General features: G+C 62.4%; 26 protein-coding genes. 13 read left to right on the forward strand and 13 right to left on the reverse strand.

Annotation, left to right across the window (positions count from 1 at the left end; all coding sequences use genetic code 11):
• The first annotated feature begins 478 nt into the window (after positions 1–478).
• The 4 genes from HMP09_RS09520 to HMP09_RS09530 all read left to right on the forward strand — a co-directional run bounded on the left by HMP09_RS09520 (position 479) and on the right by HMP09_RS09530 (position 3,850).
• Positions 479–1,861: an RNB domain-containing ribonuclease gene (locus HMP09_RS09520; protein ID WP_176500161.1), complete on the forward strand. Its 1,383-nt coding sequence runs from the start codon at positions 479–481 to the stop codon at positions 1,859–1,861.
• A 435-nt stretch (positions 1,862–2,296) separates the two neighbouring features.
• Positions 2,297–2,779, forward strand: a complete 483-nt coding sequence (locus HMP09_RS18405; RefSeq protein WP_232090163.1) for a hypothetical protein — start codon at positions 2,297–2,299, stop codon at positions 2,777–2,779.
• Complete coding sequence (locus HMP09_RS09525; RefSeq protein ID WP_232090164.1) at positions 2,715–3,455, forward strand: DUF4113 domain-containing protein; 741 nt, start codon at positions 2,715–2,717, stop codon at positions 3,453–3,455. Before HMP09_RS18405 ends, HMP09_RS09525 begins: the two co-directional genes overlap by 65 nt.
• 50 nt (positions 3,456–3,505) lie before the next feature.
• A complete protein-coding gene (locus tag HMP09_RS09530; RefSeq protein ID WP_176500163.1) occupies positions 3,506–3,850 on the forward strand; it encodes a hypothetical protein in 345 nt (114 codons plus the stop codon).
• A gap of 4 nt (positions 3,851–3,854) precedes the next feature.
• Here the strand turns inward: HMP09_RS09530 and HMP09_RS09535 are convergent, their stop codons facing one another.
• The 4 genes from HMP09_RS09535 to HMP09_RS09550 all read right to left on the reverse strand — a co-directional run bounded on the left by HMP09_RS09535 (position 3,855) and on the right by HMP09_RS09550 (position 5,398).
• Positions 3,855–4,040, reverse strand: a complete 186-nt coding sequence (locus HMP09_RS09535; RefSeq protein ID WP_176500164.1) for a hypothetical protein — start codon at positions 4,038–4,040, stop codon at positions 3,855–3,857.
• A gap of 68 nt (positions 4,041–4,108) precedes the next feature.
• Positions 4,109–4,303: a hypothetical protein gene (locus tag HMP09_RS09540; RefSeq protein WP_176500165.1), complete on the reverse strand. Its 195-nt coding sequence runs from the start codon at positions 4,301–4,303 to the stop codon at positions 4,109–4,111.
• A complete protein-coding gene (locus tag HMP09_RS09545) occupies positions 4,296–4,952 on the reverse strand; it encodes an SOS response-associated peptidase family protein (protein WP_176500166.1) in 657 nt (218 codons plus the stop codon). Before HMP09_RS09545 ends, HMP09_RS09540 begins: the two co-directional genes overlap by 8 nt.
• Before the next feature lie 113 nt (positions 4,953–5,065).
• Positions 5,066–5,398, reverse strand: coding sequence for a hypothetical protein (locus HMP09_RS09550; protein WP_176500167.1), 333 nt, complete (start codon positions 5,396–5,398; stop codon positions 5,066–5,068).
• A gap of 45 nt (positions 5,399–5,443) precedes the next feature.
• On the opposite strand from HMP09_RS09550, the gene HMP09_RS09555 reads away from it, so the two are divergent.
• The 3 genes from HMP09_RS09555 (at position 5,444) to HMP09_RS09565 (ending at position 9,279) form a co-directional block, all read left to right on the forward strand.
• Positions 5,444–5,770: a hypothetical protein gene (locus HMP09_RS09555; protein WP_176500168.1), complete on the forward strand. Its 327-nt coding sequence runs from the start codon at positions 5,444–5,446 to the stop codon at positions 5,768–5,770.
• A gap of 390 nt (positions 5,771–6,160) precedes the next feature.
• Positions 6,161–7,054: a hypothetical protein gene (locus HMP09_RS09560; RefSeq protein WP_176500169.1), complete on the forward strand. Its 894-nt coding sequence runs from the start codon at positions 6,161–6,163 to the stop codon at positions 7,052–7,054.
• 2 nt (positions 7,055–7,056) lie between these two features.
• Positions 7,057–9,279: a UvrD-helicase domain-containing protein gene (locus tag HMP09_RS09565; RefSeq protein ID WP_176500170.1), complete on the forward strand. Its 2,223-nt coding sequence runs from the start codon at positions 7,057–7,059 to the stop codon at positions 9,277–9,279.
• Positions 9,280–9,740: 461 nt separating this feature from the next.
• Here the strand turns inward: HMP09_RS09565 and HMP09_RS09570 are convergent, their stop codons facing one another.
• Together HMP09_RS09570 and HMP09_RS18540 are read right to left on the reverse strand one after the other, a co-directional pair.
• Positions 9,741–10,739 carry a hypothetical protein gene (locus HMP09_RS09570; protein WP_176500171.1) on the reverse strand — a complete coding sequence of 333 codons (999 nt, stop codon included), beginning with the start codon at positions 10,737–10,739 and terminating at the stop codon, positions 9,741–9,743.
• Positions 10,736–10,864 (reverse strand): hypothetical protein, encoded by a 129-nt coding sequence (locus HMP09_RS18540; protein WP_269473557.1) that lies wholly within the window; start codon positions 10,862–10,864, stop codon positions 10,736–10,738. The genes HMP09_RS09570 and HMP09_RS18540 overlap by 4 nt, the downstream gene beginning before the upstream one ends.
• Positions 10,865–11,322: 458 nt before the next feature.
• Between HMP09_RS18540 and HMP09_RS18675 the strand changes: the two genes are divergently transcribed.
• Both HMP09_RS18675 and HMP09_RS09580 read left to right on the forward strand, forming a co-directional pair.
• The gene (locus tag HMP09_RS18675) at positions 11,323–11,628 is read left to right on the forward strand and encodes a helix-turn-helix transcriptional regulator (RefSeq protein ID WP_176500172.1); all 306 of its coding nucleotides are present in this window, start codon (positions 11,323–11,325) and stop codon (positions 11,626–11,628) included.
• Positions 11,625–12,191, forward strand: a complete 567-nt coding sequence (locus HMP09_RS09580) for a hypothetical protein (RefSeq protein ID WP_176500173.1) — start codon at positions 11,625–11,627, stop codon at positions 12,189–12,191. The genes HMP09_RS18675 and HMP09_RS09580 overlap by 4 nt, the downstream gene beginning before the upstream one ends.
• A gap of 85 nt (positions 12,192–12,276) precedes the next feature.
• Here the strand turns inward: HMP09_RS09580 and HMP09_RS09585 are convergent, their stop codons facing one another.
• The 7 genes from HMP09_RS09585 to HMP09_RS09615 form a co-directional block, all read right to left on the reverse strand.
• Positions 12,277–13,938: a hypothetical protein gene (locus HMP09_RS09585; protein WP_176500174.1), complete on the reverse strand. Its 1,662-nt coding sequence runs from the start codon at positions 13,936–13,938 to the stop codon at positions 12,277–12,279.
• A gap of 22 nt (positions 13,939–13,960) precedes the next feature.
• A complete protein-coding gene (locus HMP09_RS09590) occupies positions 13,961–14,161 on the reverse strand; it encodes a hypothetical protein (protein ID WP_176500175.1) in 201 nt (66 codons plus the stop codon).
• 110 nt (positions 14,162–14,271) lie between these two features.
• Entirely contained in the window at positions 14,272–14,580 is a 309-nt protein-coding gene (locus HMP09_RS09595; protein ID WP_176500176.1) for a helix-turn-helix domain-containing protein, read from the reverse strand.
• A gap of 83 nt (positions 14,581–14,663) precedes the next feature.
• Entirely contained in the window at positions 14,664–15,719 is a 1,056-nt protein-coding gene (locus tag HMP09_RS09600) for a ComEC/Rec2 family competence protein (protein ID WP_176500177.1), read from the reverse strand.
• Positions 15,716–17,191, reverse strand: coding sequence for a hypothetical protein (locus tag HMP09_RS09605; RefSeq protein ID WP_176500178.1), 1,476 nt, complete (start codon positions 17,189–17,191; stop codon positions 15,716–15,718). Before HMP09_RS09605 ends, HMP09_RS09600 begins: the two co-directional genes overlap by 4 nt.
• Positions 17,188–18,393 carry a caspase family protein gene (locus tag HMP09_RS09610; protein ID WP_176500179.1) on the reverse strand — a complete coding sequence of 402 codons (1,206 nt, stop codon included), beginning with the start codon at positions 18,391–18,393 and terminating at the stop codon, positions 17,188–17,190. The genes HMP09_RS09605 and HMP09_RS09610 overlap by 4 nt, the downstream gene beginning before the upstream one ends.
• Before the next feature lie 199 nt (positions 18,394–18,592).
• Entirely contained in the window at positions 18,593–19,558 is a 966-nt protein-coding gene (locus HMP09_RS09615) for a hypothetical protein (RefSeq protein ID WP_176500180.1), read from the reverse strand.
• A 98-nt stretch (positions 19,559–19,656) separates the two neighbouring features.
• On the opposite strand from HMP09_RS09615, the gene istA reads away from it, so the two are divergent.
• The 4 genes from istA (at position 19,657) to HMP09_RS09635 (ending at position 23,890) form a co-directional block, all read left to right on the forward strand.
• Complete coding sequence (gene istA / locus HMP09_RS09620; protein WP_176499629.1) at positions 19,657–21,180, forward strand: IS21 family transposase; 1,524 nt, start codon at positions 19,657–19,659, stop codon at positions 21,178–21,180.
• Positions 21,170–21,949 carry an IS21-like element helper ATPase IstB gene (istB, locus tag HMP09_RS09625; RefSeq protein WP_176499042.1) on the forward strand — a complete coding sequence of 260 codons (780 nt, stop codon included), beginning with the start codon at positions 21,170–21,172 and terminating at the stop codon, positions 21,947–21,949. Before istA ends, istB begins: the two co-directional genes overlap by 11 nt.
• Positions 21,950–22,095: 146 nt before the next feature.
• A complete protein-coding gene (locus tag HMP09_RS09630) occupies positions 22,096–22,905 on the forward strand; it encodes a helicase-related protein (protein WP_176500181.1) in 810 nt (269 codons plus the stop codon).
• Positions 22,895–23,890 (forward strand): ParB N-terminal domain-containing protein, encoded by a 996-nt coding sequence (locus tag HMP09_RS09635; RefSeq protein ID WP_176500182.1) that lies wholly within the window; start codon positions 22,895–22,897, stop codon positions 23,888–23,890. Before HMP09_RS09630 ends, HMP09_RS09635 begins: the two co-directional genes overlap by 11 nt.
• Positions 23,891–23,982: the final 92 nt, after the last annotated feature.

Genomic DNA, 23,982 nt, shown 5'->3' on the forward strand with positions numbered 1-23,982 from the left:
GCCGGCCAGATCGCGGAGTGTCCTAGCCTCCGCGAATTCTGGAATGAACGAATCAAGATCGGTCGAGAGCAGGCCTTGGATGCCAGGCGTGATCGGCTGACCAACTGGGAGCCAGAGCCTCTCCCAAGGGTAGACGCGGTCTGGCAGGCGATCGTGTGCCATCTATTCCCTAACTACATGTGGGGGTCAGCTTCGCCGGTCATATCGGCGATACCTGGATGCGGGTACGGTCCATCGCTGCATGGAGAAAATTTGCTGCTTGCCCACGCAGCCGGCGGCGAGCTCGGTGGCCCAGACGTTAGCTCGGGGGTTTCATCTGGAGGCGATGCCGCCTCCCTCGGACGTTTCCGCGTCGCCAACCTCACAAGTCTTCGTCGGCGATTAGCGGCCCTGACGTTGCATGCGTTTGCGAGCCGTAGGCTCAGGCCGTCATTGGTCACTGTATTCTGGATGTGGACCTCGCGTATAGGCGAGTCCGATGAAAGCACTTGTCGATCCCGATCACGCGCTTGACGCCGGACTTGCCGCGATCCGCACCGAATTCCAGGTTCCATCAGGCTTCCCGGCGGACGTGCTGGCTGCAGCGGAACTAGCGGCGCGGCGCGTTCCTACGGCGCACATCGACAGGCTCGATCTACCCTTCGTTACGCTGGATCCGGCAACTTCGACGGATCTCGATCAGGCGTTCTGCATCGAGACGAGCGGCGAGGATCTTCTGCTGCGCTATGCCATCGCCGACGTGGCCTGGTTCGTTGAGCCTGGCGACGTGATCGATGCCGAGGCGTGGGCGCGCGGAGAGACGCTGTACCTGCCCGATGGAAAGGCCGGCCTGTATCCCCCGATCCTGGGCGAACATGCGGCGAGCCTGCTGCCGGACGGTCCGCGACCTGCGATCGTATTCATCGTTCGCGTCGCACCTGACGGCGGGGTGAAACTCGACGGGGTGGAACGCGCGATCATCCGCAGTCGGGCCAAGCTGGCCTACGACGGCGTCCGCGCCTCCGATCTGCCACTGCAGATGGACGAGCTGGCGCAACGCATTGCCGAGGCGGAGCGCCGCCGCGGCGCCTCGCGCGTCGACCCGCCGGAGCAGCAGGTGGAAGCGGTGCCTGGCGGAGGATTTGCGCTGTCCTTCCGGCCGCGGCTTGTTTCCGAGGATCACAACGCTGCGCTGTCGCTTGCCACCAACCTCGCCGTTGCGGACGCGATGCTCGCGCATCGCACCGGGTTGTTCAGGGTCATGCCCGAACCTGACACGGAAACGGTGACGCGTCTGCGCGCTACGGCTGCCGCTATGGGCATCTTCTGGCCAGACGATATGTCGCTTCAAACCTTCGAACAGACTTTGAACCCTGCGCCCCCTGGTGGCGCTGCGATGATGCTGGCGATCCGGCGTGCCGGGTCCGGGGCGAGCTACGAGCCCTATCGATCCGACACGAAGCCTTGGCACGCAGCGATGGGCGCGACCTACGCCCACGCGACGGCACCGTTGCGACGATTCGCCGACCGCCACGTCGTCATGGCGGCGCTCGCCATCGCAAACGGCCGTGAGGTCCCCGATCCCATCGCCGCGGCGTTCGAGAAGCTGCCGCCCGTCATGGCACGCGCCGGCGCGCGGCAGGGTCAGATCGATCGAGCGGTACTCGATCTCGCCGAGACCGTGATGCTCGCGGGCCAGGTGGGTAGGACGTTTCCTGCGATCGTCGTAGACGCTGATACGCGGCATGCCCGCATCCAGTTGCGCGATCTGCCGGTACTCACCCGCATCGCGGCAAATAGACTGACCCCGGGCGACCGGATCGACGCACGCCTTGTCGCGGTGGACGGCGCGCGGAGAAAGATCGACTTCGACCTCGTCTAGGACGTCTCGGTCAATCGACCTGGTTCTGACGCTCGACGGCTGGGTCACTACCAGTCGATCATCGTGTGACGCCCGCTTAATTCAGGTGGATCCCTGGACTTAAGGCAATCCTACATCGTAGCGAGACGCCTCCTGCCTTGGTCGTTCATAGGGGCGCTCGCATCTACCTACGTTGCCCGCAGCGGACGGATGCAATGCGCTGCGCTGCAAAGTCGATTGAAGACCCGACTGACCGTCGTCAACCCTTCAGCTCGACCATCTGCTTCCTGAAGTTACCCGTCGATCCTAGAATAGATCAGACAGGGAGCCCGGCTGGGTCGTCCCCGACTGGAGACGACTTTGGCAAAGCTCCCGACGAGGCTAGCCGTGGCGATGCACGAGGCAGGTCATGTAGCTGCTAGGATGCTCACACCGCACGGTCCGCCGATATATTCTGTGTCCGTCGGCGATGGTCATGGAGATGTGCTGGGCTACGTCGACACGATGGCGGAGTGGCAACCGTCGCGCATGGAAGCGGCGGGAGCTTCGCCTGTAGACGAGTTGCGCCACCGGACATTCGCGTGGAACGATATCCTGTTCTATCTGAGTGGTCCCCTGGCCGAACTCCGATGGCGGCGGCGCTCGCGCGAGTTTCTTTGGCTTGCAGCTTCGGAGATGGCCGAGCGTCGCATTGGCGACGAAGATATCGACGATGACAGCGATCTCGGCCGTGTGCGGCGGCGACTTTGTTGGCTGCAGCCGGGAGACGAACGCGCCGCCTTCATACGGGCATGGCTCGAGGCCGAGGAGCTGGTCGCCCGCAACATGCCGGCGACAGAGTGGATTGCGAGAGAACTCTGCGACTGCGGATGTGATGCACGCCTTCGCGGTCGGCGACGTATGGGGCGTCGGCGGTGCGACTGCGCGCAAGCTCACTGATCTCGGCATCCACACGGCCGGCGCCCTGCGAGACATGCCGATGAAGCAGGCTCGCGCCGTCGGGACGGTCGTCCTTGAGCGGCTGGTTGCCGAGTTGCGCGGCGTCCCGTCCAACGCGGTCGAGTCCGTTGAGCCGCGCCGCAAGGGCATGGCCGTCACCCGGTCGTTCGGCACGCCGATCTGCGACTTCGAACGGATGATGGGCGCGTTGTCGCAGTATGCGCTGCGGGCAGGAGAGAAGCTGCGATCGCACGGGTTGGTTTCTGCCCGGCTGACCGCGTTCTTCCACACCAACAAGCACAAGCCAGATCGTCCGCAGTACGGCGCATCGAGGATGGTGACCCTTCATCCGATGACGAACGACAGCCTCGAACTGATCGCAGCAGCCAGGCGCGGTGCGGAGAAGGCGTGGCGCGATGGTTACGCCTATACGAAGGCTGGAATCATGCTCGACGATCTGTTGCCCGAGGACGAGCGGCCGCGCACTCTGTTCGAGGAGGATACGGCCAAGCGGGACCGACTGATGGGCGCGCTCGACGCGATAAACGCAAGGTTCGGGACGTGGACGGCGGTAACGGCATCGCAGGGGTTCAAGCGCGAGTGGAAGATGCGATCGGAGATGCGGTCGCCGGCGTGGACAACGGACATAGCGCAGGTGCCAACGGTTCGAGCCTGAACGCAGCGAGACCGTATTGCATTTGGCCTGCAGCGCCGCGAGTACGACGCATGCCCCACGCCAGCAACATCGTCTATTGCGACGGCCCCGACAGTCCTCATGCGTTCGACATCGTTCCGCTCCAGCCTCGCAAGGGTAGTCTGGATGCCATGTGCCCGGTCTGTCAGGGCAGAGGACAGTGGAACGCGGAGATCGATCTCGTCAGCTTCCGCTGCAAACGCACGGCCTGCGATCGGTGCCGTGGTGCGGGATGGGTCGAGACCGGTAACGATCCGGTCGGGCTGCCGGATACGGAGATTGCACCGGGCGGATATCCGCGGTGGACCCTCCGCTACGAATCTGCCGACGAAGCCCCCCGCATCGATACCGCGAATCTCGGACTATCGCAGACCTGACCTGTTACTGTTCGGGCACTGGCGCGCCGAGCTTCGCCGCTATGCGCGCGACTTCCTCGTCACTCGGCTCTTCCGGCAACTCTTCGCCGGGCAGCAATGCTTCGTCGGGAATGCCCGGCGCCGTGCCCGCTATCGGCTCGTCGATAGCCCGCTCATTTGCGCCGTCCGTGATCTTCTCTCTGTTCGCCATGACAGACTCCTTCATCGCCCAAACGCACGGACGACGGTACGGAGCCAAACTATTGGTCAGGGACCGCGCTACTGCTTGGATGCGGCGGCGATCACATCCACCGCAGCGGCGACCCGACGCCAGTCCTGCGGGTTGGCGGTGTCTCGAAGGATGTCGAAGAGCCTGGCCGCGAATTGTTCGGGATCATCGTCTCCGAACTCTGCCGCGATCATCGACGCTTTTTCCCAGACCTCCCGATCGGACATGGCCGTCTGTTCAACCAAGAGGCGAACCTCCGCGCGTCGGAAACACCGGGCCGCGCACAGTCATCTGATCGGCCGGATATGGCCGCTGCAACGCCAGCACGTCGTCATATCCGCCGGCGAGCCAGCGCTCGTGATCGGTCGGCCGCAGGATCGTGATCATAGCCTTCGGATGTATCGGCGCCACCAGTTCGTTCGCATCGCATGTGACCATCGCGAAATAGCGCTGGTCGCCGACCTGTCGCCAGAAGCCCGCGACAGCGAATACGGGTTGATCGGAAACCGCGAACCACATTTCCCCCTTGATCGGCTTCTTGCCGTCGCCGAGGTCGGTGGGCTCGCGCGCCCACTCGCAGAACTCCGTCAGTGGGATCAGGCAGCGGTTGGCAGGATCGCTCACGAGCGAACGCCACTGAGGGAGGTGAAGAGTGCGTACGTTGGTCTGCGCGACCTTGCGGCCGGCCTGCTTCCCCTGCCCCGCCAGGACGTCCCATTCCATCAAGTCGAGCCCAGGTCGATCGCCTTCGTTCCGCACGACATAGGCCCGGCCGAAGGGTCGCAGTTCCTTCGGATCGAAGCGGTTGTCCATCGGCCTGTCGGTCAGCCACTTCGCACCGAAGCGCTCGGTGATGGTTTCGGGTTCGCCGTCGAACCTTGCGCGGTTACACATCAGAACATTCCTACTTCGTCGCTACTGTCGATACGGCACCGGCAACGAAGAGCAAGCTGGCGAGCGCAACCTCGATCCCCTTCCGAGAGCGATGGGTTTGTCGCGCCCGCGCCTCACTCATCGAGGTTCCGACGTCGCATCTCGTCGAGGAGCGTCTCGGCAGCCAGGTCTCCTACCTCACCCTCGGTCTGTTGATACGCGGCGAGAAGCTCGTCGTCGGTCGCGCTCACCATCAGGCCTTCGGTCTGCGACGTAAAAGTATCGACTTCCTCGGCGGCTATTTTCGCGGCTTCGTCCGACGACGCTTCGCCGATTCCCGAACCAGCCGCCGGCGCCATGACGGCGTCCTGTTTGAAGACGTCGAACGCTTCCGCCGCTTCGTTACGTTGCTCAATCAGGGCTCGAAGCTGGCCGAGAAGATCAAACTCAGATAGGTCGTTTTCCATGACGGCAGCCTATGCGAGCTCGAGTGATTCGGGCAAACCGTTCGGATGAACATCATGAAAGTGGACGACCAAGCCAAGATCGACCTGTTTCAGGAGATCATGCCTATCGTCATGCAGTACCTGGCGGCGAACTCGCCGGACGAAGCACTGATCGCCGACGACATCATCGACTTCTTCGCGTTGTCGATCGCCTCCGTCATCCAGAACGACACGAACCTGACGACCCCGCAGTTGCAGCGCAGAGGCGTCGAGGCAGCCGGTAAGCACATTGCCCATTGGGTTCGGCTTCTTAAACTCGATCACGAACAGCGCGGCGCATCGCTCCTGGCGATGACCATGGGCGCGGTCGCGTCGGACGATACCGAACACTGACTGCTGCTTCGCGCCGGCATGATCTGCGACCGTGCAGATGGAAATCACCGCATTCGTCAGGAACGAGAATGCGGTCGTCGTCGAACGCGGGCGACGCGGACCCATTGTTGCCTTGCGGCATCCCGCTTTCCATTGCCTTTGTCGCAGCTACGTTGGCCATACCGGACGCTGTAGGGATCGGATCATCAACTCGTGTGCTACCGGCGTTTCGTAACGGCCGTTCGCCAAGCGCATGGTGCTTATCAGGTTCAAAGAATTGAAACCGATCTGAACCGATCGGGTGGACTTGGCATCCAGGCACGTTATCCGTCCCGTGCAGGGGAGCCATTACATGCCTGGAACAGCTGAATTCAGCGCAAACGCGTCGTCGTTCTCGCTGTCGACGCCACTATGATCGACATGCCAGCTGCCGCAACCGCGCTGGAGGGACCACGTCAGGACGAGTACTGGTCCACGGTGCGGGACGACAGACCGTACGCCCAAGGCGACATTCTTCGGAAGTTCGCAGCAGGAAGTCCTGATGATCCCGAGTTCGGACTGATCATCACGGCCGATTGCGACATCGCCCAGGCAAAGGCTGCGGACCGTCTGACCTTCGTGGAAGTCGTCACCACGCGGACGTACCTCGAGCGGGTCTGGATACCCGATCAGCTTCAGAAGTTCGTGAAGAAGCAGGCGACCGCCGCGGCGCAGGCCCTCGCGGGAGTGATGCGCCGTTCGGAACTCCCGTTCGAGCTTCGAGGCGACCAACTGCTCGACTGGCTGAGGCGGAGATCCGTGAAATCGATTGACAAGGCCGTGAACCGGACGGGCAAGGCGCTTGACGCCAAGCTCGTCCTGAATTTGAACGCGTTGCAGTGTGCGTTGGGGGTCGGCGGTCACATCACGCCGCTTGCGCAATGGCGTGCGCTCCGCACGACTCTTGGTGACTCCGACGAGAAGCAACGCGCCGATCTGACTTCCGCCCTGGCTGGCGGGGGTGGCTTTCCGGATTTCTTCCTGCTTCCGGAACTGCCCGGCGCGAGCGGGTTCGGCTATGTCGCGCTGCTCCGTTTCATACGTACGGTTCACGCGCATGAGGTCTTCGCGAGCGAGGTCGATGCGCGGGTCCAGGGTCAACCCGATGCTCTGCACCGCGTGGGGTGCCTGACCGACGGAATCAGGTTCGCGGTGACCCAGAAGCTCGCCTTCCTGTTCTCGCGCATCGGCCTGCCCACGCATTTCGAGGACGCGACAAAGTCCGCGGCGGCTCTGGCCGCCGAAAGCCTTTTCACTGGAGCCTGACGATGTCCTACGATGCCTTGGTAATCGACGAGGGCGCGATCGCCATCATCGATACGGCGATGATCGAGTCTAACTGGTTCGGCGAGTTCGGCCTCCCGGAGAACACGGCCGGGCTACGGCGCGCCGTGGTCGGAAACATCGTCTATCTGCTGTCCGAGAAGGCGGACATCAACGATGGTCTTCTGGTGGTCAACACCGGCCCCGACGGCGTCTTCGCGGCCGCCGCGATGCCCCAGGCCAGGTTCGAACGGGTTCTCCGCGTCGCACTGCGCAAGTTCGATCGCAACATCGCGCTACCCGTCCAGTGGCAGCCATATCATGATGGTGCCCGGCTGTCGGTCTACGGCGAGCCGGTCGGCAAACGATCGAAGGTCAGGCTCTATTTCGACCAGTCGGCCGGCGACGGTCGCGATCTCTTCGCATATGCCGTGACCGACGGCCCGAAGACGTTGTCCCAGGTGTCTCCGGACAATGCTCTGTACGAGCGGGCGATCGAGAACCTCGAAGCTGCGGCGTTGGCCGAAACGCCACCGAGTCCGGACGTCGGTTCGTTCGGCATACTGCTGAGCGAACCCCTGGGCCGTCAGATCTCGGGTGCGGCGACGTTGCAGGAATGGCTCGACCGCAAGCTCAATCCTCATCAGCTTTCATTCGTCGAGAAGTCTCATGACCAGCCCGTGAGGCTGCGGGGCGCGGCCGGCACGGGCAAGACGCAGGCGATGACGATCAAGTGCATCAAGGACCTTCTGGAGGACCTCAACGACGGAAACGTCAAGACGTTCGCTTTCCTGACGCACAGCTCCGCACTTGCGCACGATGTCATCAGGGGGATGTTCTCCGCCCTGGATCCGACCGAAAGATGGCGCACGAGTGAGACGGTGGACGGGCAACCAAAGCTGTGGGTCGGCACGCTGTATGAATTGGCCGAGGAACGGCTGAGCTACGCCCAGAAGGGGCTCAGACCGTTGTCCCTGGACGGGCAGGAAGGCCGAGAATACCAGAAGATCCTGATCGAGGATTCGATCAGGAAGATCATCGACTATGCAAGGATCGTACTCGACGTACTTTCCGACGAGGCTGAATTCCTCGATACCTTGTCGTCTGCGGAGCGGCGGGCGGCGCTGGTCGACGATCTGATGAACGAATTCGCCGGCGTTCTCGATGCGGAGAACATCCGCAAGGGTACGTCGGACGCCGAACGCTATCTGAGTGGCCCCCGCGAGCCATGGCAGATGCAGCTCAAGACCAAAGCTCAACGCGAGGCGGTGCTCGAGATACACGACGCCTATCGCGCCCTGCTCAAGCACGAGCGTCTCCTGAGCATGGATCAGATGACGGCTGATTTCGGCCGCTATCTTACGACTCATGAGTGGGAGCAGCTTCGCGAGAAGCTTGGGTTCGATGTCATCTTCGTCGATGAATATCACTATTTCAGCCGAAACGAGGCGATGACGCTGCAGGGAATATTCCATCCCCGCGCGCGGAAATCGGGCAAATGGCCATTGCTGATGGCCTATGATTTGAAGCAGAGCACGTCGGATGCCGCTTTGGGCGGCGGCATGGAGCGGTTCCGCAACCCCGGCGTGGGCGTCTCGGCAATGATCGACCTGAAGGAGAACTACCGCTCGACGCCGCAGATCACGAAACTCCTGCAGGACCTCGACGCGTCATTCCCGGCGATGGACCTCGAGGGCGAATACGACACTCACATCGCCTCCTCCGAGCAGGCGATCGGGCCGGTTCCATTGCTCAAGATCTACGCGCGTGACCAGGATCTTCTCGATGCCGTATTCGAGGAGGCAACCGCCGACGCCAGGAAGATCGGCGGCCGCAAGGTCGCGGTGCTGTGCCTGAACGACTATCTCTTCGAACGCTACCTCAAAGCATCTCGCATCGCCGGCAAGTACGTGTCCCTGACGACGCGGGAGGATCTGAAAGGCGTGCAATACGCGAGGGGGCGCTGCATATTCAGCATGCCGGAGTACGTCGCGGGGCTTCAGTTCGATGCGGTGTACCTGCTTCACGTCGACCAGTCCGACCTCGGGGACGAAATGCTCAGCCAGGGCGCCCGGCGACGCTACGTCAACAGGGTATATCTCGGCGCGAGCCGTGCCCAGACGAAACTGATGATGTCGGCATCCATCGAGCGTGGGGGCCGAAGCGAGATACTGGACAGTCCGCTGCATGCCGGAAGCATGGAACAGCTGGATATCGGACTACGCTAGGAGACATGGACGTCAACGCCAGATGTTTGGAGGGTGGGCGGCCGCCGTCCCCCACGGACAGTATGGAGATTTGAAGGTCACTGCCTTGCCTCGGGATAACGCACCACGCTGAACATCTGCTTAGGGTCGCACCATGCCGCCATAGGGTCACATTCTTCAGCAGTGTGGCGAGCGCAGATGAATAGGTGCGAGGATTTTACCTACGCCTTGCCTCACCGAACCACCGCGAGCTGCCACGTTTCTAGCGCGCTTGTATGACGTGGCGCCTCCCTCAAGTTATGTGGCTCGTCGGCGCAACTCGACGATCCGCGGCGCGTGACCGGGCATTGCCTTGATGTCCGACACGTCGAACACCTTCGATCACAAGCAGTACGCGCGACGCGCCGTGCCGCAATGCAACTGCAGCCCGTCATCGACCGGCGTGCGTCTCGGACACTGCCGCCGACGCACGCCTCGGGTCATCACAACGGAAAGAGCTGGTCGCGCGGTTCGAGCGTTTCGGCGTCGAACACGTGGAAGCGAGGCTCGAGGGTGACTTTGGAGATTCCCGCGGAGTCTGCCGCGTCAATGACGACCGCCCCCTCCAGCAGGGGACTTTCAACTATGACGCTCGCCGGCTTGCCGGATAGACCAAGCGTGGAAGCCGGCTTCTCAGGCCCCCGAAGTGAGAGACTAGAGTCCGTGTAGGAGATCTGATCGGTGATCGCGAAGCTCCCTTTGATGAGCCCGTCTGCCCAACGGAGGGTCAGTGACAGGTCGTCGCAATGTAGAACGAAGCCGTTCTCGCTTTCGCGCATGCGCCTTATCACCGCGGGAACGTCCTGCCCGCTGCTGCGAAGAGCCGTCAGGGCCACGGCGTCGATCGCGCCGGCCGCTCCGACGCCGTCGAACCAATTCTTGCGAACGCTGCGAACGGTCTGACTGAGAACGACCCGTTCGTCCGTCAGATCGCTGACGATGGCCTCGCCATATTGGGCGACGACGCTGTAGCGGTTGGGAACGAGCGCCGCGCTCAGCATCTCGATGGTCACTTCTACACTGGGGACTGGGTTTGATCCTGCCTCGACCGTAGGGGGTTGGATGTCGAGTAGCTTCCATGCGAGGCCGCGCCGCTTCGCCTTCGCGATCTCCCGCTTTGCGGCGACCTTCGTTTCGGCGATGATCTCTTCGAGCACATCGTGGTAGTCGAGCATGCGTTGATAGCTGGACGCCTGCTCCTCAACCAACTCTACGATGTCCGCGAACGTGAGTTCGTCGCTATCACTGACCACGGACTGGACGGTGACTCTCACCTTCGCGGCGGGGTACCGAAATCGAATCCGAGTGTCTCGACCGGTCTCGCTCTTGAATGTGGCGACGATCTTCTCCGGGGCCATGTCGATCCCATCATCTTTAAGCTTCCGGGCAATCAGGAGCTTGGCGAGTTGGACGTCCGGCGTATCGATCGTTGTGTGCATCATGAGACTTCACCTTTCCAGCCCAGCTTGTTGGGCGCAGGATCTTTTTTCCGCTCCATTGCGTGATCCAAGAAAAAGCGCCCCGCCAGGCGACTTGAAGCAAAGTCATTAAGAAACATGATCGCCACGGCAGCCGTGCCGGGCGCAGACGAGCCGCTGCGCCGGTTCCGTCGGGGGATGGCTACGAGATCCCGGTTGACCGCGCCGAACTCATGAGCACGTGCACGAGCGGTTCGGAAGAACGCCGTGTGGTCATGACAAGCGGGCGACTGGCTGGTTGGGCCCGACCGCATCTGTTGGCCGGTGGTTAGACCGCACAGACACCGGAGGGAGGGGGGACCCGCTTGTTAATATCCTGGCGTCAGCTCGAGGCGAAGTCACGAGCGGGCTCAAGGTCGAACAATCAACCCGGAGAGGCCCCTGCCCTTAGGTCTACGAGACATTTGACCATGTCCCCTGCACGAGATTCGGCGGGGCCTTGGTTCCGGTGCGAGCCCCCGCCGTTGGCAACCTGATCCGACCTGCCGTCTTGCCAGCACGGCCGCATCCTGCTTGACTACCCCCCTATGTAGAGTATCTACATTGCATGGCAGATAAACCACCCCGCCTTACGCCACAGACAGCACGAGTTCTCGACTGCCTCATCTCGGGTTCTGGACTTTCGGGTGTTGAGATCGGCCGTCTGACCGGGTTGGCATCCGGAACGCTCTATCCGCTTTTGTTGAGGCTGGAGGATGCTCGGTGGGTTTCGAGCGAATGGGAGACTACTGACCCCAGCGAGCTTGGTCGTCCTCGACGTCGCTTCTACTCGATGACGAACCTTGGTCTCGCCTTCGTGAGAAGAGCGGCGGCGGCGCAGTTGGGCCCTCTTTCGCGTCTGGCATCCGCATGAGCTGGTTGGCTGGACTGGTGCTCGCTGGGTTTGGCGCCCTGATGACCGATTGGGTCGGCAAGGAGGCGCAGAACTGGGCACCGAAGCTGATACTCCGCTTCCTCACCACAGCCGTGCGGCGCCTGCCGGAGACGCGACGGACGAGGCTGGGGGAGGAATGGCAGGCGTCCCTTCTCGAGCTACCCACCCCGCTCTCGCAGATCATGTTCACGGTGGGCATCGTGATCGCCGCCGAGCGGATCAGGGCACGGGAGCGAGGGAAGGCCGGTACCGGGCTCACCGGCGTGCATTCTGGCATGGGGGCGGTCGCAGGCGCGGTCGTCATGACCGGGGCGGCTGTCTCGACCACGCGGCGAGTACGTGGCATCGTCTGGTTCTCGGCCTGCGTGATGATTGTTCTCGGCTTCTACCTCGTGAATATACAGGTGATGACCATGAGGACGCAGCTCAAAGCCACCGAGGCTTCGATCCGCAAGGCACGGCGCGAGATCACGGTTCTGGAAGCAAGGGTTGCCGCGGGCGAGGCGGCCATCCGTCCGGCGGCGGGATCGATGCCGAGATAGACCTGCGATCGTTCGGAGCTCCGACGTTCCCGATCGACCTTGGCGTTCGCTTCAGACCATTTCAGACGGATGCGATCGGTTCTACTCAGGCCGCGGTCGCAGGTTGGATCGCGCATTCCGTGAAGTCGCGCCATCCTCGCACCTTTGGGAAATATGCCCGGTCGTTGCCGATGATGCGGAGACGGGTCGCGGCCTCGTCACCCGGCTTATCGCCATCGAAGGCCTCCCCCATGAAGATGCCGGGGATATGGGCCAGCAGGACGGCTCCGTCATCGAACCTGTTGCCGGTCGCGTCGATCACGACATGGCCGCGAACCAGTCGTTTGCAGGGGTCCGGATCCACGATGTCGGCGGGCAGCGAGAACTCCGTCACCCACACGAAGCGTGGGAGCTGCATGACCCCGATCTCGTCGAGCAGTTCGGGCGCGGCCGTGTTGCGCATCATCCGATGCTTATATTTCCAACCGCTCGTCAGGTAGGTCCGGGCAAGCAGCGTTGTGGGATCACGGCCGTAAAATTCCGGGTCGGCGTCCCAGGTCGGTCCCGATCGTTTCGTCTTGGCCAGCTTGAGCATCTTCTTACGGTCTTCGACCATCTGCTCGACCTTGTCGCGGGCAATGGCCTCTGCGACCTCTGCCTTCAGAAAGACCTTGCCTGGCAAAGGCACTATGAGAAAGATCGCGTCGTCCATGGAAGCTTCGGTGGTTGCCGGCTCAGTCTCATCTGCGCCTGATCCATGGGCATCCAGGTCCGCTCCGGTCGGCGATGTCGCCTCCCTCGTCACCGGCAGCAACTGGTAGGCGCCGCGCTGGTCGTCATTGACCAGGATGTGGATCGTGCGGTCGGACGGCGCTGGTTCGGCTTCCGCGACCGGCGCGAGGGGTTCCGTGACGGTGCCCACCGCCACGACGGCGTGTCCGACCCGATCTTCCCGTTTCAAGCCGACGATGACGGGGATGCCGGAGTCGAGATATTGCGAAATCGTACGGGTGTGAGGGATGTCCCATACGTTGTTTTCCGACTGGTAGACGACCGGATGCTGGCCCATCGACCGCAACGCACGCACGATGTTGTCAGCATTCAGGGATTCGGATCCGACCGGGAGCGACATCGACAACGCCGAATCCGTTGGCTTTATCGCAGCTTCGGTGATGTCGATGACGGAAAACCAGGCCATCGAATGGCGGTTGTGCAGGTGACGCCCCGCCGCCCATATCGTCGCCTGCGCACATGAACCGGTGAGTGTGCCCTGCTCTGTGAGCGGCGCGCCCTCCACCTCTAGTTCAGCGCCCAGCAGGTGCACCCGATAGACCGAGCGCACCGCGATCTCGGCGCCGTCCGGGAGCCCGTGTCTACACGAGACCAAAGCATGACTGACCGGAGCATGCGCAAGCGGGCGTACCACTATGTATCCCAGGTAATTGCCTCTGCCCTCCTCCTGCAGGCTGACCGCGATCTGAGCCGGATCGGAGGACGCCCAGACGCGACTCAGATCGGACGCGAAGAAGTGTATCCGTCGGCACTGCTTGGGTCGCTGCCGATGGAGCGTCGAGTAGAACGCTCCGAACGCGGCGGAAAAGTCGCGATCGATGTAGGAGGATTCCTCCAGGAGGTGGACGGCGCCGGCCTGCTTGAACGATTCGAGAAGTCCGGACAGCAGGTCACTGCGCCGTTTCGGATCCAGGTCATCGCGCACCGCTTCCCAGTCTTCGGACTCGAGGTCCGCGTATGCGTAAGTGGATTGCATGCAGAGTGGTCAGCGAGCTCGCTCAGCGGAGCCGGATGGTGCCCAGCCGCTGCTCGGCACGCTGGCTGGACATCTCGTAACGCTCGATCTTGCTGACAGCCTTCTCCGACAGGCCAGGATTTACGCTATCCCGATCCTTGCCGCGGAGGATGACGACTGGCACCGTCGTCCCTGCCGCGATGAACTTGATCAGCTTCTTGTTCAATGTGTTCCTCTTCGCCATGTCGCCGTCCCTCCGTGTAGAGTGTCGGCCACCGGTAGCCCGGTAGCACCGCCCTTGGTTGCTTTCAATCCGACGCGTCAGCACGGCAAAGAACGCGGTCTGCCGAATGTTCATCGTCGACTTGGGTCGCGCCGGTGGCCCACGAGTCGGACCAACTCGACGCAATCCTTCTGAATGGACGCGATGAGCGAAGCGATCCGAACGCTCTCCCTGTCTCGAGTGGATGGCTTGCCGCGCGCGTCGAGCCAGGACGTCAGCGCCTCGGTGACACGCCGGCTAGGTCGATGAGCCGCGCGGGCGAGCTTGCTGTAGTGGCCCTGAGTGAGGTTGCAGGCGTCGGCGACCTCGGCTTGCGTGAGGCCGTTATCCCTGCGCTCATTCTCGACGAGCTCGATCAGAGATGGGGGCTGCGACGACATGGGAGAAGTATACGCCCCATTGCAGGATATGCAACGCATAATGCTATGCATATCCTGCAATACACTAGCTCCGTTCGAGTGAATCAGATGTCGATTTCCAACGCCCCGTCGGGATCGCCGTAGACGGTGGTGAAGTCGTGCTCGAGCTTCAAAGCGTCGGCATCCCACGGACCGCTCCATTTCGTCCGGTAGTTGAAGTAGAGCGTCTTCTCTCCGGATGAATATGCAAGCAGCCTCGCGATCGCCTCGGGATCCGGATGACCGTGCCGCTTGCCGTTGGTCGAGATCACGAAGCGCCGGCAATCGAGTAGCTTGATAAACGCCCGTGTGGTGTTGCCCTTGCTGCCATGATGCGAGACCTTCAGCAGGTCTATGGGCAGCCGGCCTCCAGCCGCCTCCGCGAGCGGCTGTATCGACGAGACCAGAAGGTCCGGATGGGCGTCTCCGGCGAACAGTGCCCGGCGGCCTTGCCATTCCGCGATGAACGCGATGCTGGAGCCGTCTGGCGGTTCCGAGTCCTCAGGGGTGGCGGAAGCTAGTTTGGCAACATCGAGCACAGTCGGCATTTCGCCGCCTCCCAACGACTGAAGCCCGGCTGGCGCCGCTTCGCGGGCCGCTATCCGAGCCGCCTCGGCAGTTCGCCAGGAGGACCACTTGCGTCGCAAGGCTGCGATCTTCGCCAGATCGGGGGAGAGGATCGTGATCTTGAGCCCTTCGAGGTCGAATGGCTTCGGGCTTGTTTCGACGGACACGGTCCCACTGTCGAATCCGGAATTCAGAGTCCACTCGCGCTCGCCGATCAGTCGCGAATATTCATCTCCCTGGGCGAAGCCGAACGGCTGGATGCCCGCCATCTGGTCGTATCCGTTGTACCAGACGTGCTTGGGCCGCAACGGCTGTGCGTCGTCATTGGCGATCTTGAGGACGCCGTCGATGTGATCGGCGTCGATATGCGTCAGGACCAGTAGTTCCACCTCGCCCTTGTCGCCCGCTACAGCTTTGAAGCGCTTCTTGAGATGCGCGTAGGCGCTGGCCCGGCCACCATCGATCACCACGTGTCGGCAGTTCCCGTCGACTCCGAACGTGAGGAGCAGACAATCTCCGTCCATAGCCGGCAGTACGGAAAGATGAAAGGTCACTGCTTCGCCTCTGGATAACGCAGTACGGTGAACATCTGCTTCGGGTCGCACCGCGCCGCTATGGGACCCACATCGTTCAGCAGAGTTGCGGCACGCGGATGGTCAGTCGCGAGGATCTCAAGCATCTCGCGCATCAGCAGAAGCCCTGCGCTGTAGTACGGCACCCCCGCCTCGTATGCCTGCTCCAACGCGGCCATGATCAACGCACCGTCTTCCGCGGCACCTGGGCGAAGGATCATGTGTCGCGCGTTCACGATCGCGCAGTCCGGCAACCACGGGAACAGCCGGACGATGTCCGGGAGCCATGCGGTCCAACGGTCCTGTTCATCCGGGTCGCTCACGGCCAAACCGACATAGGCTGCGGCACACGCGGCAAGAGGGTTCGCCATCCTACCGTAGATCCTGCGCTCGATGGAGCCATTCCGTTCCAGAGCCGCGATCATGGGGCGGAGCGCCGCCAGACGGCCGCGGTCGAAGTAGGTTAGTAACCCGTCGAACTCGGCGTCGTGGATCGCCACGGAGGTGCTCGCGCGACCGGTCAGTCTGGCATCCACGAGGATGTCGACCGGCGAAAAGCCCCCGTCGACACGACGCCAGGGTGCGGGAATCGACACGGCCTCCAACCCTTTGGCCCCACGCACCAGACCCCACACACGCGTCCCGGCGGCATCCCCGCGAACGACGTCCGGCGCTAGCCGCCAGATGGACGCACCTGGCTGGACCTCGTCCGCGTCTGGCGCCAACCAGGTCTTTCCTCCCGAACTCCAACTCGAGGGTCCGTCCGAAAGTATTCGCCAGCTGTTCATGCCGTCGAACGTGCCTTTCGGCGCGAGGCCCAACCCGACCGGACGTTCAGTTGTCCGTCCGGTACGCGGCGCCTTCCTGTCCTCTGCGCGCTTCTTCGCCAGGTCGGAAGTTCTGGAGTGGCTGCTTCCCACTCGGGCAGCGACGGTTTGTTGAGGCCGGAGACCGCCAGCCGCGAACCGCGCCGTCCGCGAACCCACGCGTCCGCCGACCGCGCCTCGACTGGTTACGGTCGAAGGGACGGTTTTACTCGCGGCGACCCGCCCGTTCGAAGTCGTTCTGGGAAGCGAAATCGTCGCTTCCGATCGGGGCCGATCACTGACCGCCTCCTCCAATATGTCTGCGAGTGACACCACACCCGATGCCGCCTGCAGACTGAAACCGGCGAAACCGGCCGAGGGCTCCTGGAAAGTCAGCGGGACGCTGGCTCCCGCTTCCATCTCGAATGCCTGCTGCAACACGCGCCCGGATGCGAGAAAGAGCTGAACGTTGTAACTGCCGGCTTGAAGGGGGACCTTGAGACCCTCTCCGCTTGAAGGAACGATCAGATCAAGCGCCGACATGTCCGCGCCGTGCGGCGCGAGTCGTTCTATCCGGGCCACGACGTCGTACGGGTTCGTTCCGCCTCCCTCCCCGAGTATCCTGAGGCTCAACGATCCGTCGATCATGGCAGTCTCCTCGTAATCGAGAGGTCGAACGGCACTTCGGGCGGAAACACCATGGTGGTGCCATTGCCCTCGGTGAAGGGGGCATCGTCGCCGAAGATGGCGTGAAAGCTGTATTTGTCCGGGTCCAACAGGATCTCCATCTCCCGGGCATCGGGCTTGCTACCCGGGTCATGTTCATGGGACCGCGCATCGCCACCGTCGCGCTGGGTCGTGAGGGTGAACTTCGATCCCCATGCCTCCAACGGGTTGCAGGTGAGGTAGACGGGGACCTGTACGCGCGCCGGCTTATGGATCTTGAACCGGCCCGACTTGATCCTATCCGGCTCCTGCTCGACACCCGCCGCCTTTGCCAGGCGTGCGGTGTAGGTGCCCAATGCGGTCTGCAACCCGTCCGTCCCGACCCACATGTCGAGATCGCGTTGCGCGCCGCCGCCGCTCAGAGCGCGAAGAAGCGCCTCGGCGTACAGGCTGAGACCGTTGACCCGTCCCCAGCTTTTCGCGAGGTCGGAAGTCGCGAGATGGATGCTCTGACGTGCTGGCGTCCCACCACGAGCCTTGATGCTCGAACCATTGAGTACGCGTCTCCCCACTCCGCCAAGCTGCGTCGTCATGTCGACGACGGAGTCCGACGTCCGACAAGCGTCGACCAGAAAGATCTGATACTCCGGGATCTTCGTCGCCATGGCGGCGTGGAACTTCTCGAAGTTCACCGATTGATCAAACGGGTCCTCCGTGACGGCCCCGAAATCGCGGCAGAGAAGGGTCTGCGTGCCGGAAAGCACGCCGTGACCGCAAAAGTAGAAGATCGTCTGGCTTTCCTCTGAGCTGGACGCGCGGGATAGCCACGCCCGGATCGCAGCCAGTACGGTCTCGGTGCTTCCGTCCGGCAGGTCCGCGTTCGGAATGGTGGCCGCCGCATGCTCATACCGGTACGGCTCCGGCGTGGATACGACCATGGCAAGGCTGGCAAGGGGACGCTCGTCATTCACGAAGTTGCCGTCGAGAAACCAATCTGCCAACGCCTTCACCGACTGCGGCGGCGCGTCTAGCTGCTCCATGCCGTCGGCAAGCTCGAGCTTCTCCTTCACACCGTCGATCAGGTGATCGTACTCGCCTATGCCGATGAGCAGGACATGCGTTCCTGGACCTTCGCGATCAGATGCGAAGATCAGTGCCGGATCCGCTTCATGGATCTCAAGCAAGACGTGTGGTCCAGAATCTTGGAACGGTGCACAAGGATTTCCCGGGTTTCGCCCCTTCGACGCTCAACGCGCCAGGATCGGCCGGTCGCTTTACAGGTGGCAATGCAGGAACTCCGCGCCGTGGATCATTGATCGGCGCAACCGTTTCGGAACGTGGCGTGGCAGGTGCGTGTCATGGGATGACACGGTCGGCGCGGCGCTAACTAAAATCCAAGGTGCCAGCGACGGAGGCGACGACCCGGGACACCTCCGAGAAGTTGCGTTGATCCAGTTGCTCGCGAAATGCGTCCATCAACTCGCGCAGAACTTCGTGCTGAGCCTCCTCGCGGACCTTCTCGACGTTGACGCTCACGCCGAGCTTTCGAACGGCCCGGGTCTTCGTATCGAGCAGCCGGTTCTCCAACGACCTGAGTTGCGACGCGTTCTCCATGTCCGCGTACTTGAAGGCTCGGCTCACTCGCCGCTGGAGCTTGGTCACGTCGGTGGAGACGAGCAGAAGATTGTCGGTATCGACCTTCGGCGCGCTCGTCAGCGTCTTCGCGCGATCTTCGATGTCCTTGGCATCCTTAGCCAGACGTCGGATCGAATGCTGCGAGGCTTTGGAAATCTCGTAGGCCCGTTTTCCCAACTCATCGCACCACTCGATGATCTCGGTCTTCAGCGTCTCCCAGTTGACGTCCTCCTCGAAACCGTCGCGGCGGGAGTTGGGTATGACGAAGGTCGGATCGACGAAGATCTCCCCCACGTACCAGTCGTTGAACCGACCATAGGACTTTGCGTCGGGAACCTGGGAAAACAGCTCGCCCATGATTTGGGTGCCGTCGATCTGGATGTTCCTGACCCTGACCCGGATCGCCCGCGTGCTGTCGTTCTTGAATGCCCCGGGCTCGCGCTTGAGACCGACCCAGCCCCACCACTTCCCACTCTCGCCATCCTTGATGTCGATGTCATTCAGTGTGACGTCATCGCGCCCCACTGTGTATTCCGCACCGTACGATTTGCGGACCTCCACCACCCGGTCACCGGAATGCACGTCGATCCGGACTTCCTCCAAGCCCCCCGTCTGTGCCGTGACGGCAACATGTTTACCGATGTTTCGGCTTTTGGCCGCCTTCTCGATCTGCCCCTTGAAGGTGAAATCGTCGGCGTAGGTGTTGATTTCCACTGAGAGCTGACCCGGAGAAGGCATAAATTTCCACCGAGAAGTGACCCGTGTCTCAACCTCACCCCGGCAGGCTGTCGGGGGATCAAGGAGTGATAGACATGGCGTTACTGAGCGTGATCCGGCGCTGGGCATTCCGGGACGGGATGTCGATCAGGGAGATAACCCGACGTACGGGGCTGTCGCGTAACACGATCCGCAAATACCTGCGGTCGGACGCGGTGGAGCCGAAGTTCGAAGTGGTCGACCGGCCGAGCAAGTTGGATCCGTTCGCCGACCGGCTATCGGGATGGTTGAAGACGGAAGCTGGCAAATCGCGCAAGCAACGGCGTACGGGCAAGCAGATCCATACCGACCTGGTCGTGCTGGGCTATGACGGGTCCTACAGTCGGGTAGCGGCCTTCATCCGGGCGTGGAAGGCCGACCGTCAGGTCCAGGAGCAGACGACGGGCCGGGGCACGTTCGTGCCGCTGGTGTTCATGCCCGGCGAAGCCTTTCAATTCGACTGGAGCGAGGACTGGGCCATCCTGGGCGGCGAACGGGTGAAGCTGCAGGCAGCGCACACCAAGCTGTCGCACAGCCGGGCGTTCATCGTGCGAGCGTATCCGCTCCAGACCCACGAGATGCTGTTCGATGCGCACCAGCATGCCTTTCGGGTGCTGGGCGGAGTGCCGCGGCGCGGGATCTACGACAACATGAAGACCGCGGTCGACCGTATCGGCACGGGCAAGGCGCGGCAGGTCAACGCGCGGTTCGCGGCGATGGCGAGCCACTATTTGTTCGAACCCGAATTCTGCAATCCGGCATCGGGCTGGGAGAAAGGTCAGGTTGAGAAGAACGTCCAGGATGCGCGTCGCCGGCTGTGGCAGCGACTGCCCGAACTTTCCGACATTGCTGCGCTCAACGCATGGCTGGAAGAGCAGTGTATCGCACAGTGGGCACAGATTCCGCACGGCAACCTTCCCGGCACCGTTGCCGAGGTATGGGCGCAAGAAGTGGCGGACCTGATGAAACCGGGGCGCCCGTTTGATGGCTTCGTCGAACATACCAAGCGGGTATCGCCGACCTGCCTCGTGCATTTCGACCGCAACCGTTACAGCGTCCCGGCTTCCTTCGCGAACCGGCCGGTGAGCCTGCGGATCTACCCTGAGCGCATCGTCGTGGTCGCGGAAGGGCGCAGGGTGTGCGAGCACGCCCGGGTGATCGACCGGGCGCACAGCTCGCCAGGACGGACTATCTACGACTGGCGCCATTATCTGGCGGTGGTTCAGCGCAAGCCGGGTGCCATGCGAAATGGTGCGCCCTTTACCGAATTGCCCGACGCCTTTCGGAAATTGCGCGAGCGATTGCTCAAGCACGCGGGCGGCGACCGGGAGATGGTCGATATCCTGGCACTGGTGCTCCAGCACGACGAACAAGCGGTGCTGTGCGCGGTCGAACTAGCGCTCGAGGCCGGCGTCGCCACTAAAACCCACATTCTCAACATCCTGCATCGGCTGGTCGACGGCAAGACCGCCAGCGTCACGCCCATCGATGCCCCACAGGCGCTCGTCCTGCGACGTGAACCCCAAGCCGATGTCGGCCGCTACGACACGCTTATGAAGGAGGTGCGCCATGCGTCATGATCCCGCCAGCGCCGCGGTCGTTGTCATGCTGCGCGATCTTCGCATGTACGGCATGGCCCAGGCCGTAGGCGACCTCATCGAACAAGGCGCGCCTGCCTTCGATGCGGCCGTTCCCATCCTGTCTCAGCTGCTCAAGGCCGAGATGGCGGAGCGCGAAGTCAGATCCATCGCCTACCAGATCAAGGCTGCAAAGCTGCCGGCGTACAAGGATCTGACCGGCTTCGATTTTACCTCCGCCGAAGTCGACGAGACCATGGTTCGCCAACTCCATCAGGGCGATTTCATCGACGGCGCCGATAACGTCGTCCTGATTGGTGGCCCCGGCACCGGCAAGACGCACATCGCTACCGCGCTCGCTGTGCAGGCCATCGAGCACCGGCGCCGGAAGGTCCGGTTTTTTGCCACCGTCGACCTGGTCAACGCGCTCGAGCAGGAGAAAGCCATGAACAAGGCCGGGCAGCTCGCCGAGCGCCTGCTTCGCCTCGATCTCGTCGTCCTCGACGAGCTGGGCTACCTGCCGTTCAGTTCCTCGGGCGGCGCCATGCTGTTCCACCTGCTCAGCAAACTCTACGAGCAGACCAGCGTCATCATCACCACGAACCTCAGCTTCAGCGAATGGGCCGGCGTCTTCGGCGACGCCAAGATGACAACCGCGCTCCTCGACCGCCTTACCCACCATTGCCACATCGTCGAGACCGGCAACGACAGCTTCCGGTTCCGCGTCCGGTCCGAGGCCGACAAACCGAAAAAGGACAAAGCCTCACCTTGACCCGCAACCCCGCGGGCATGACATGAACCCTTCGACGCGGGTCACTTCTCGATGAAAACTCCGGGTCAACTCTCAGTGAAAATCAACAGAACGATCTCTGGCGGGACGAAACCAAGCGGGCGGCGTTCGAGACGAAGCTCGCGGGAGTGTTTGAACGTATTGCGTCATTCACGGTCCGCGAGACCAAGGCGACGGCCGGGATCCAGCTGCCTGACAAGATCATCGAGAACGTGGCGGTCGAACTCGAACCGCGGCAGGCGGCGCTCTACGCGGATTTCCGTGATCGGACCCGAGCCGAAGTCCTGACCGAAGACGGTCTGGTCGAGGACGATGCGGAGGCGATCCTCAAACGTCTCCTTCGACTGGTGCAGGTGGCGTCCAACCCACGACTTGTCGATGCGGGGTACGAAGAGGCGCCCGGCAAGTTGTCCGTCCTCGACCGCATCGTGGACACCGCCGTCGCGGAGGGATCGAAGGTCATCGTCTGGACCAGCTTCGTCGCCAACGCGACCGCGCTGGCCGTGCATCTCGGTCGCCATGCCGCCGTCCTCGTTCACGGATCGCTGGACATGGAGGCGCGCAACCAGGCAGTCGCCTCGTTCAAGACCGATCCTAGGGTGAAGATCCTCGTCGCGACCCCAGGTGCGGCGAAGGAGGGGCTCACGCTGACCGTCGCGAACCATGCCGTGTTCTACGACAGGTCCTTCAGCCTCGACGACTACCTTCAGGCACAGGACCGCATCCACCGCATCTCGCAGACCCAGACCTGCAAGGTCTGGAACCTCGTGGGCACTGGAACCGTCGACGAGTGGGTGGACTCGCTGCTCGCGGCCAAAAGGCTCGCCGCGCAGGTTGTGCAATCGGATATTAACGCCGCGCAGTACAACTCGCTGGCGGACTACGATTTTGGCAAGCTCGTAGGGCAGATACTCGGCGCGGGAAATCATGAGCAGTAGTTCACATAGCGGCGTCATCACCCTCCGCGGCAACGACATACCGACCGTCACCCGGGACATCGAGCAGTCGAAGCTCCGCTTCTATGCCGACAACCCCCGCATATATTCGCTCGTGCGGTCCGATGGACATGAGCCCGACCAGCAGCTCATTCTCGAGAAGCTGTTGGAGCACGATCACGTTCACGTGCTCAAGGATGACATAGTCGCCAACGGGGGGCTGATCGATCCTCTGATCGTACGTGATGGGGACATGGTGGTTCTGGAGGGCAACAGTCGTCTGGCGGCCTACCGCCATCTGGCTGGCAAGGAGCCGATACGCTGGGGTCGCGTCCGATGCACCGTGCTCCCGGCGGACATGGACGAGCAGCTGATCTTCACCCTGCTCGGCCAGTATCACGTCAAGGGAAAGACCGACTGGGCACCGTTCGAGAAGGCGGGCTTCATTCACCGGCGGATCACGGAGCAGGCCCTGGAGATTGACGCGGTGGCGGAGGATCTCAGCATACGCAAATCGGAAGCCGAGCAGCTCGTTCGGGTGTTCCGGTTCATGCTCGACAAGAAGGTCGCCGCTCGTGATCACTGGAGCTATTTCGACGAGTATCTTAAGAGCCGCAAGATTTCCAAGGCCCGCGAACTCCACCCTGAGCTGGACGACGTTTTCGTGTCGCACGTCGATGCAGGCGTCATCCCCCGCGCGATAGAGGTACGTACCAAGCTCGCCGTCATCTGCGGCGGCAACCCCAAGAACCTCAAACGCTATGTCCAGGGCATCGTCGGGTTCGAGGACGCGTACGAGACCGCGTCCGTGGCGGGCGGCGACAACGTGTCGTTGGCGAAGCTGCGACGTTTCCGCCAGTGGATCGTCCAGAACGACAGCGAGGACGACATGCGCGAGGCGACCAAGGCGGTCCGCGACAAGATGCGGTTCGAACTCAAGGAGATCGAACGGCGCACCAAGAAGCTGAAAGAGTTGCTGGGTGGCTAGACAGCGGCGCTCCCCGACCCGCCGAGCCGATGCATTTTTGCCATTGACCGCGATTTAGAAATCGATCTTGCCGACCTGGTCTGCTAACGGCA

Source organism: Sphingomonas sp. HMP9 (assembly GCF_013374115.1).
Lineage (GTDB): Bacteria > Pseudomonadota > Alphaproteobacteria > Sphingomonadales > Sphingomonadaceae > Sphingomonas.

Bases quoted from the DNA above. Each gene is read 5' to 3' on its own strand.
- HMP09_RS09520 (WP_176500161.1), top strand. From the start codon at position 479: ATGAAAGCACTTGTCGATCCCGATCACGCGCTTGACGCCGGACTTGCC.
- HMP09_RS09525 (WP_232090164.1), top strand. From the start codon at position 2,715: ATGCACGCCTTCGCGGTCGGCGACGTATGGGGCGTCGGCGGTGCGACT.
- HMP09_RS09530 (WP_176500163.1), top strand. From the start codon at position 3,506: ATGCCCCACGCCAGCAACATCGTCTATTGCGACGGCCCCGACAGTCCT.
- HMP09_RS09535 (WP_176500164.1), bottom strand. From the start codon at position 4,040: ATGGCGAACAGAGAGAAGATCACGGACGGCGCAAATGAGCGGGCTATC.
- HMP09_RS09545 (WP_176500166.1), bottom strand. From the start codon at position 4,952: ATGTGTAACCGCGCAAGGTTCGACGGCGAACCCGAAACCATCACCGAG.
- HMP09_RS09550 (WP_176500167.1), bottom strand. From the start codon at position 5,398: ATGGAAAACGACCTATCTGAGTTTGATCTTCTCGGCCAGCTTCGAGCC.
- HMP09_RS09555 (WP_176500168.1), top strand. From the start codon at position 5,444: ATGAACATCATGAAAGTGGACGACCAAGCCAAGATCGACCTGTTTCAG.
- HMP09_RS09560 (WP_176500169.1), top strand. From the start codon at position 6,161: ATGATCGACATGCCAGCTGCCGCAACCGCGCTGGAGGGACCACGTCAG.
- HMP09_RS09565 (WP_176500170.1), top strand. From the start codon at position 7,057: ATGTCCTACGATGCCTTGGTAATCGACGAGGGCGCGATCGCCATCATC.
- HMP09_RS09570 (WP_176500171.1), bottom strand. From the start codon at position 10,739: ATGATGCACACAACGATCGATACGCCGGACGTCCAACTCGCCAAGCTC.
- HMP09_RS18675 (WP_176500172.1), top strand. From the start codon at position 11,323: ATGGCAGATAAACCACCCCGCCTTACGCCACAGACAGCACGAGTTCTC.
- HMP09_RS09580 (WP_176500173.1), top strand. From the start codon at position 11,625: ATGAGCTGGTTGGCTGGACTGGTGCTCGCTGGGTTTGGCGCCCTGATG.
- HMP09_RS09585 (WP_176500174.1), bottom strand. From the start codon at position 13,938: ATGCAATCCACTTACGCATACGCGGACCTCGAGTCCGAAGACTGGGAA.
- HMP09_RS09590 (WP_176500175.1), bottom strand. From the start codon at position 14,161: ATGGCGAAGAGGAACACATTGAACAAGAAGCTGATCAAGTTCATCGCG.
- HMP09_RS09595 (WP_176500176.1), bottom strand. From the start codon at position 14,580: ATGTCGTCGCAGCCCCCATCTCTGATCGAGCTCGTCGAGAATGAGCGC.
- HMP09_RS09605 (WP_176500178.1), bottom strand. From the start codon at position 17,191: ATGATCGACGGATCGTTGAGCCTCAGGATACTCGGGGAGGGAGGCGGA.
- istA (WP_176499629.1), top strand. From the start codon at position 19,657: ATGGCGTTACTGAGCGTGATCCGGCGCTGGGCATTCCGGGACGGGATG.
- istB (WP_176499042.1), top strand. From the start codon at position 21,170: ATGCGTCATGATCCCGCCAGCGCCGCGGTCGTTGTCATGCTGCGCGAT.
- HMP09_RS09635 (WP_176500182.1), top strand. From the start codon at position 22,895: ATGAGCAGTAGTTCACATAGCGGCGTCATCACCCTCCGCGGCAACGAC.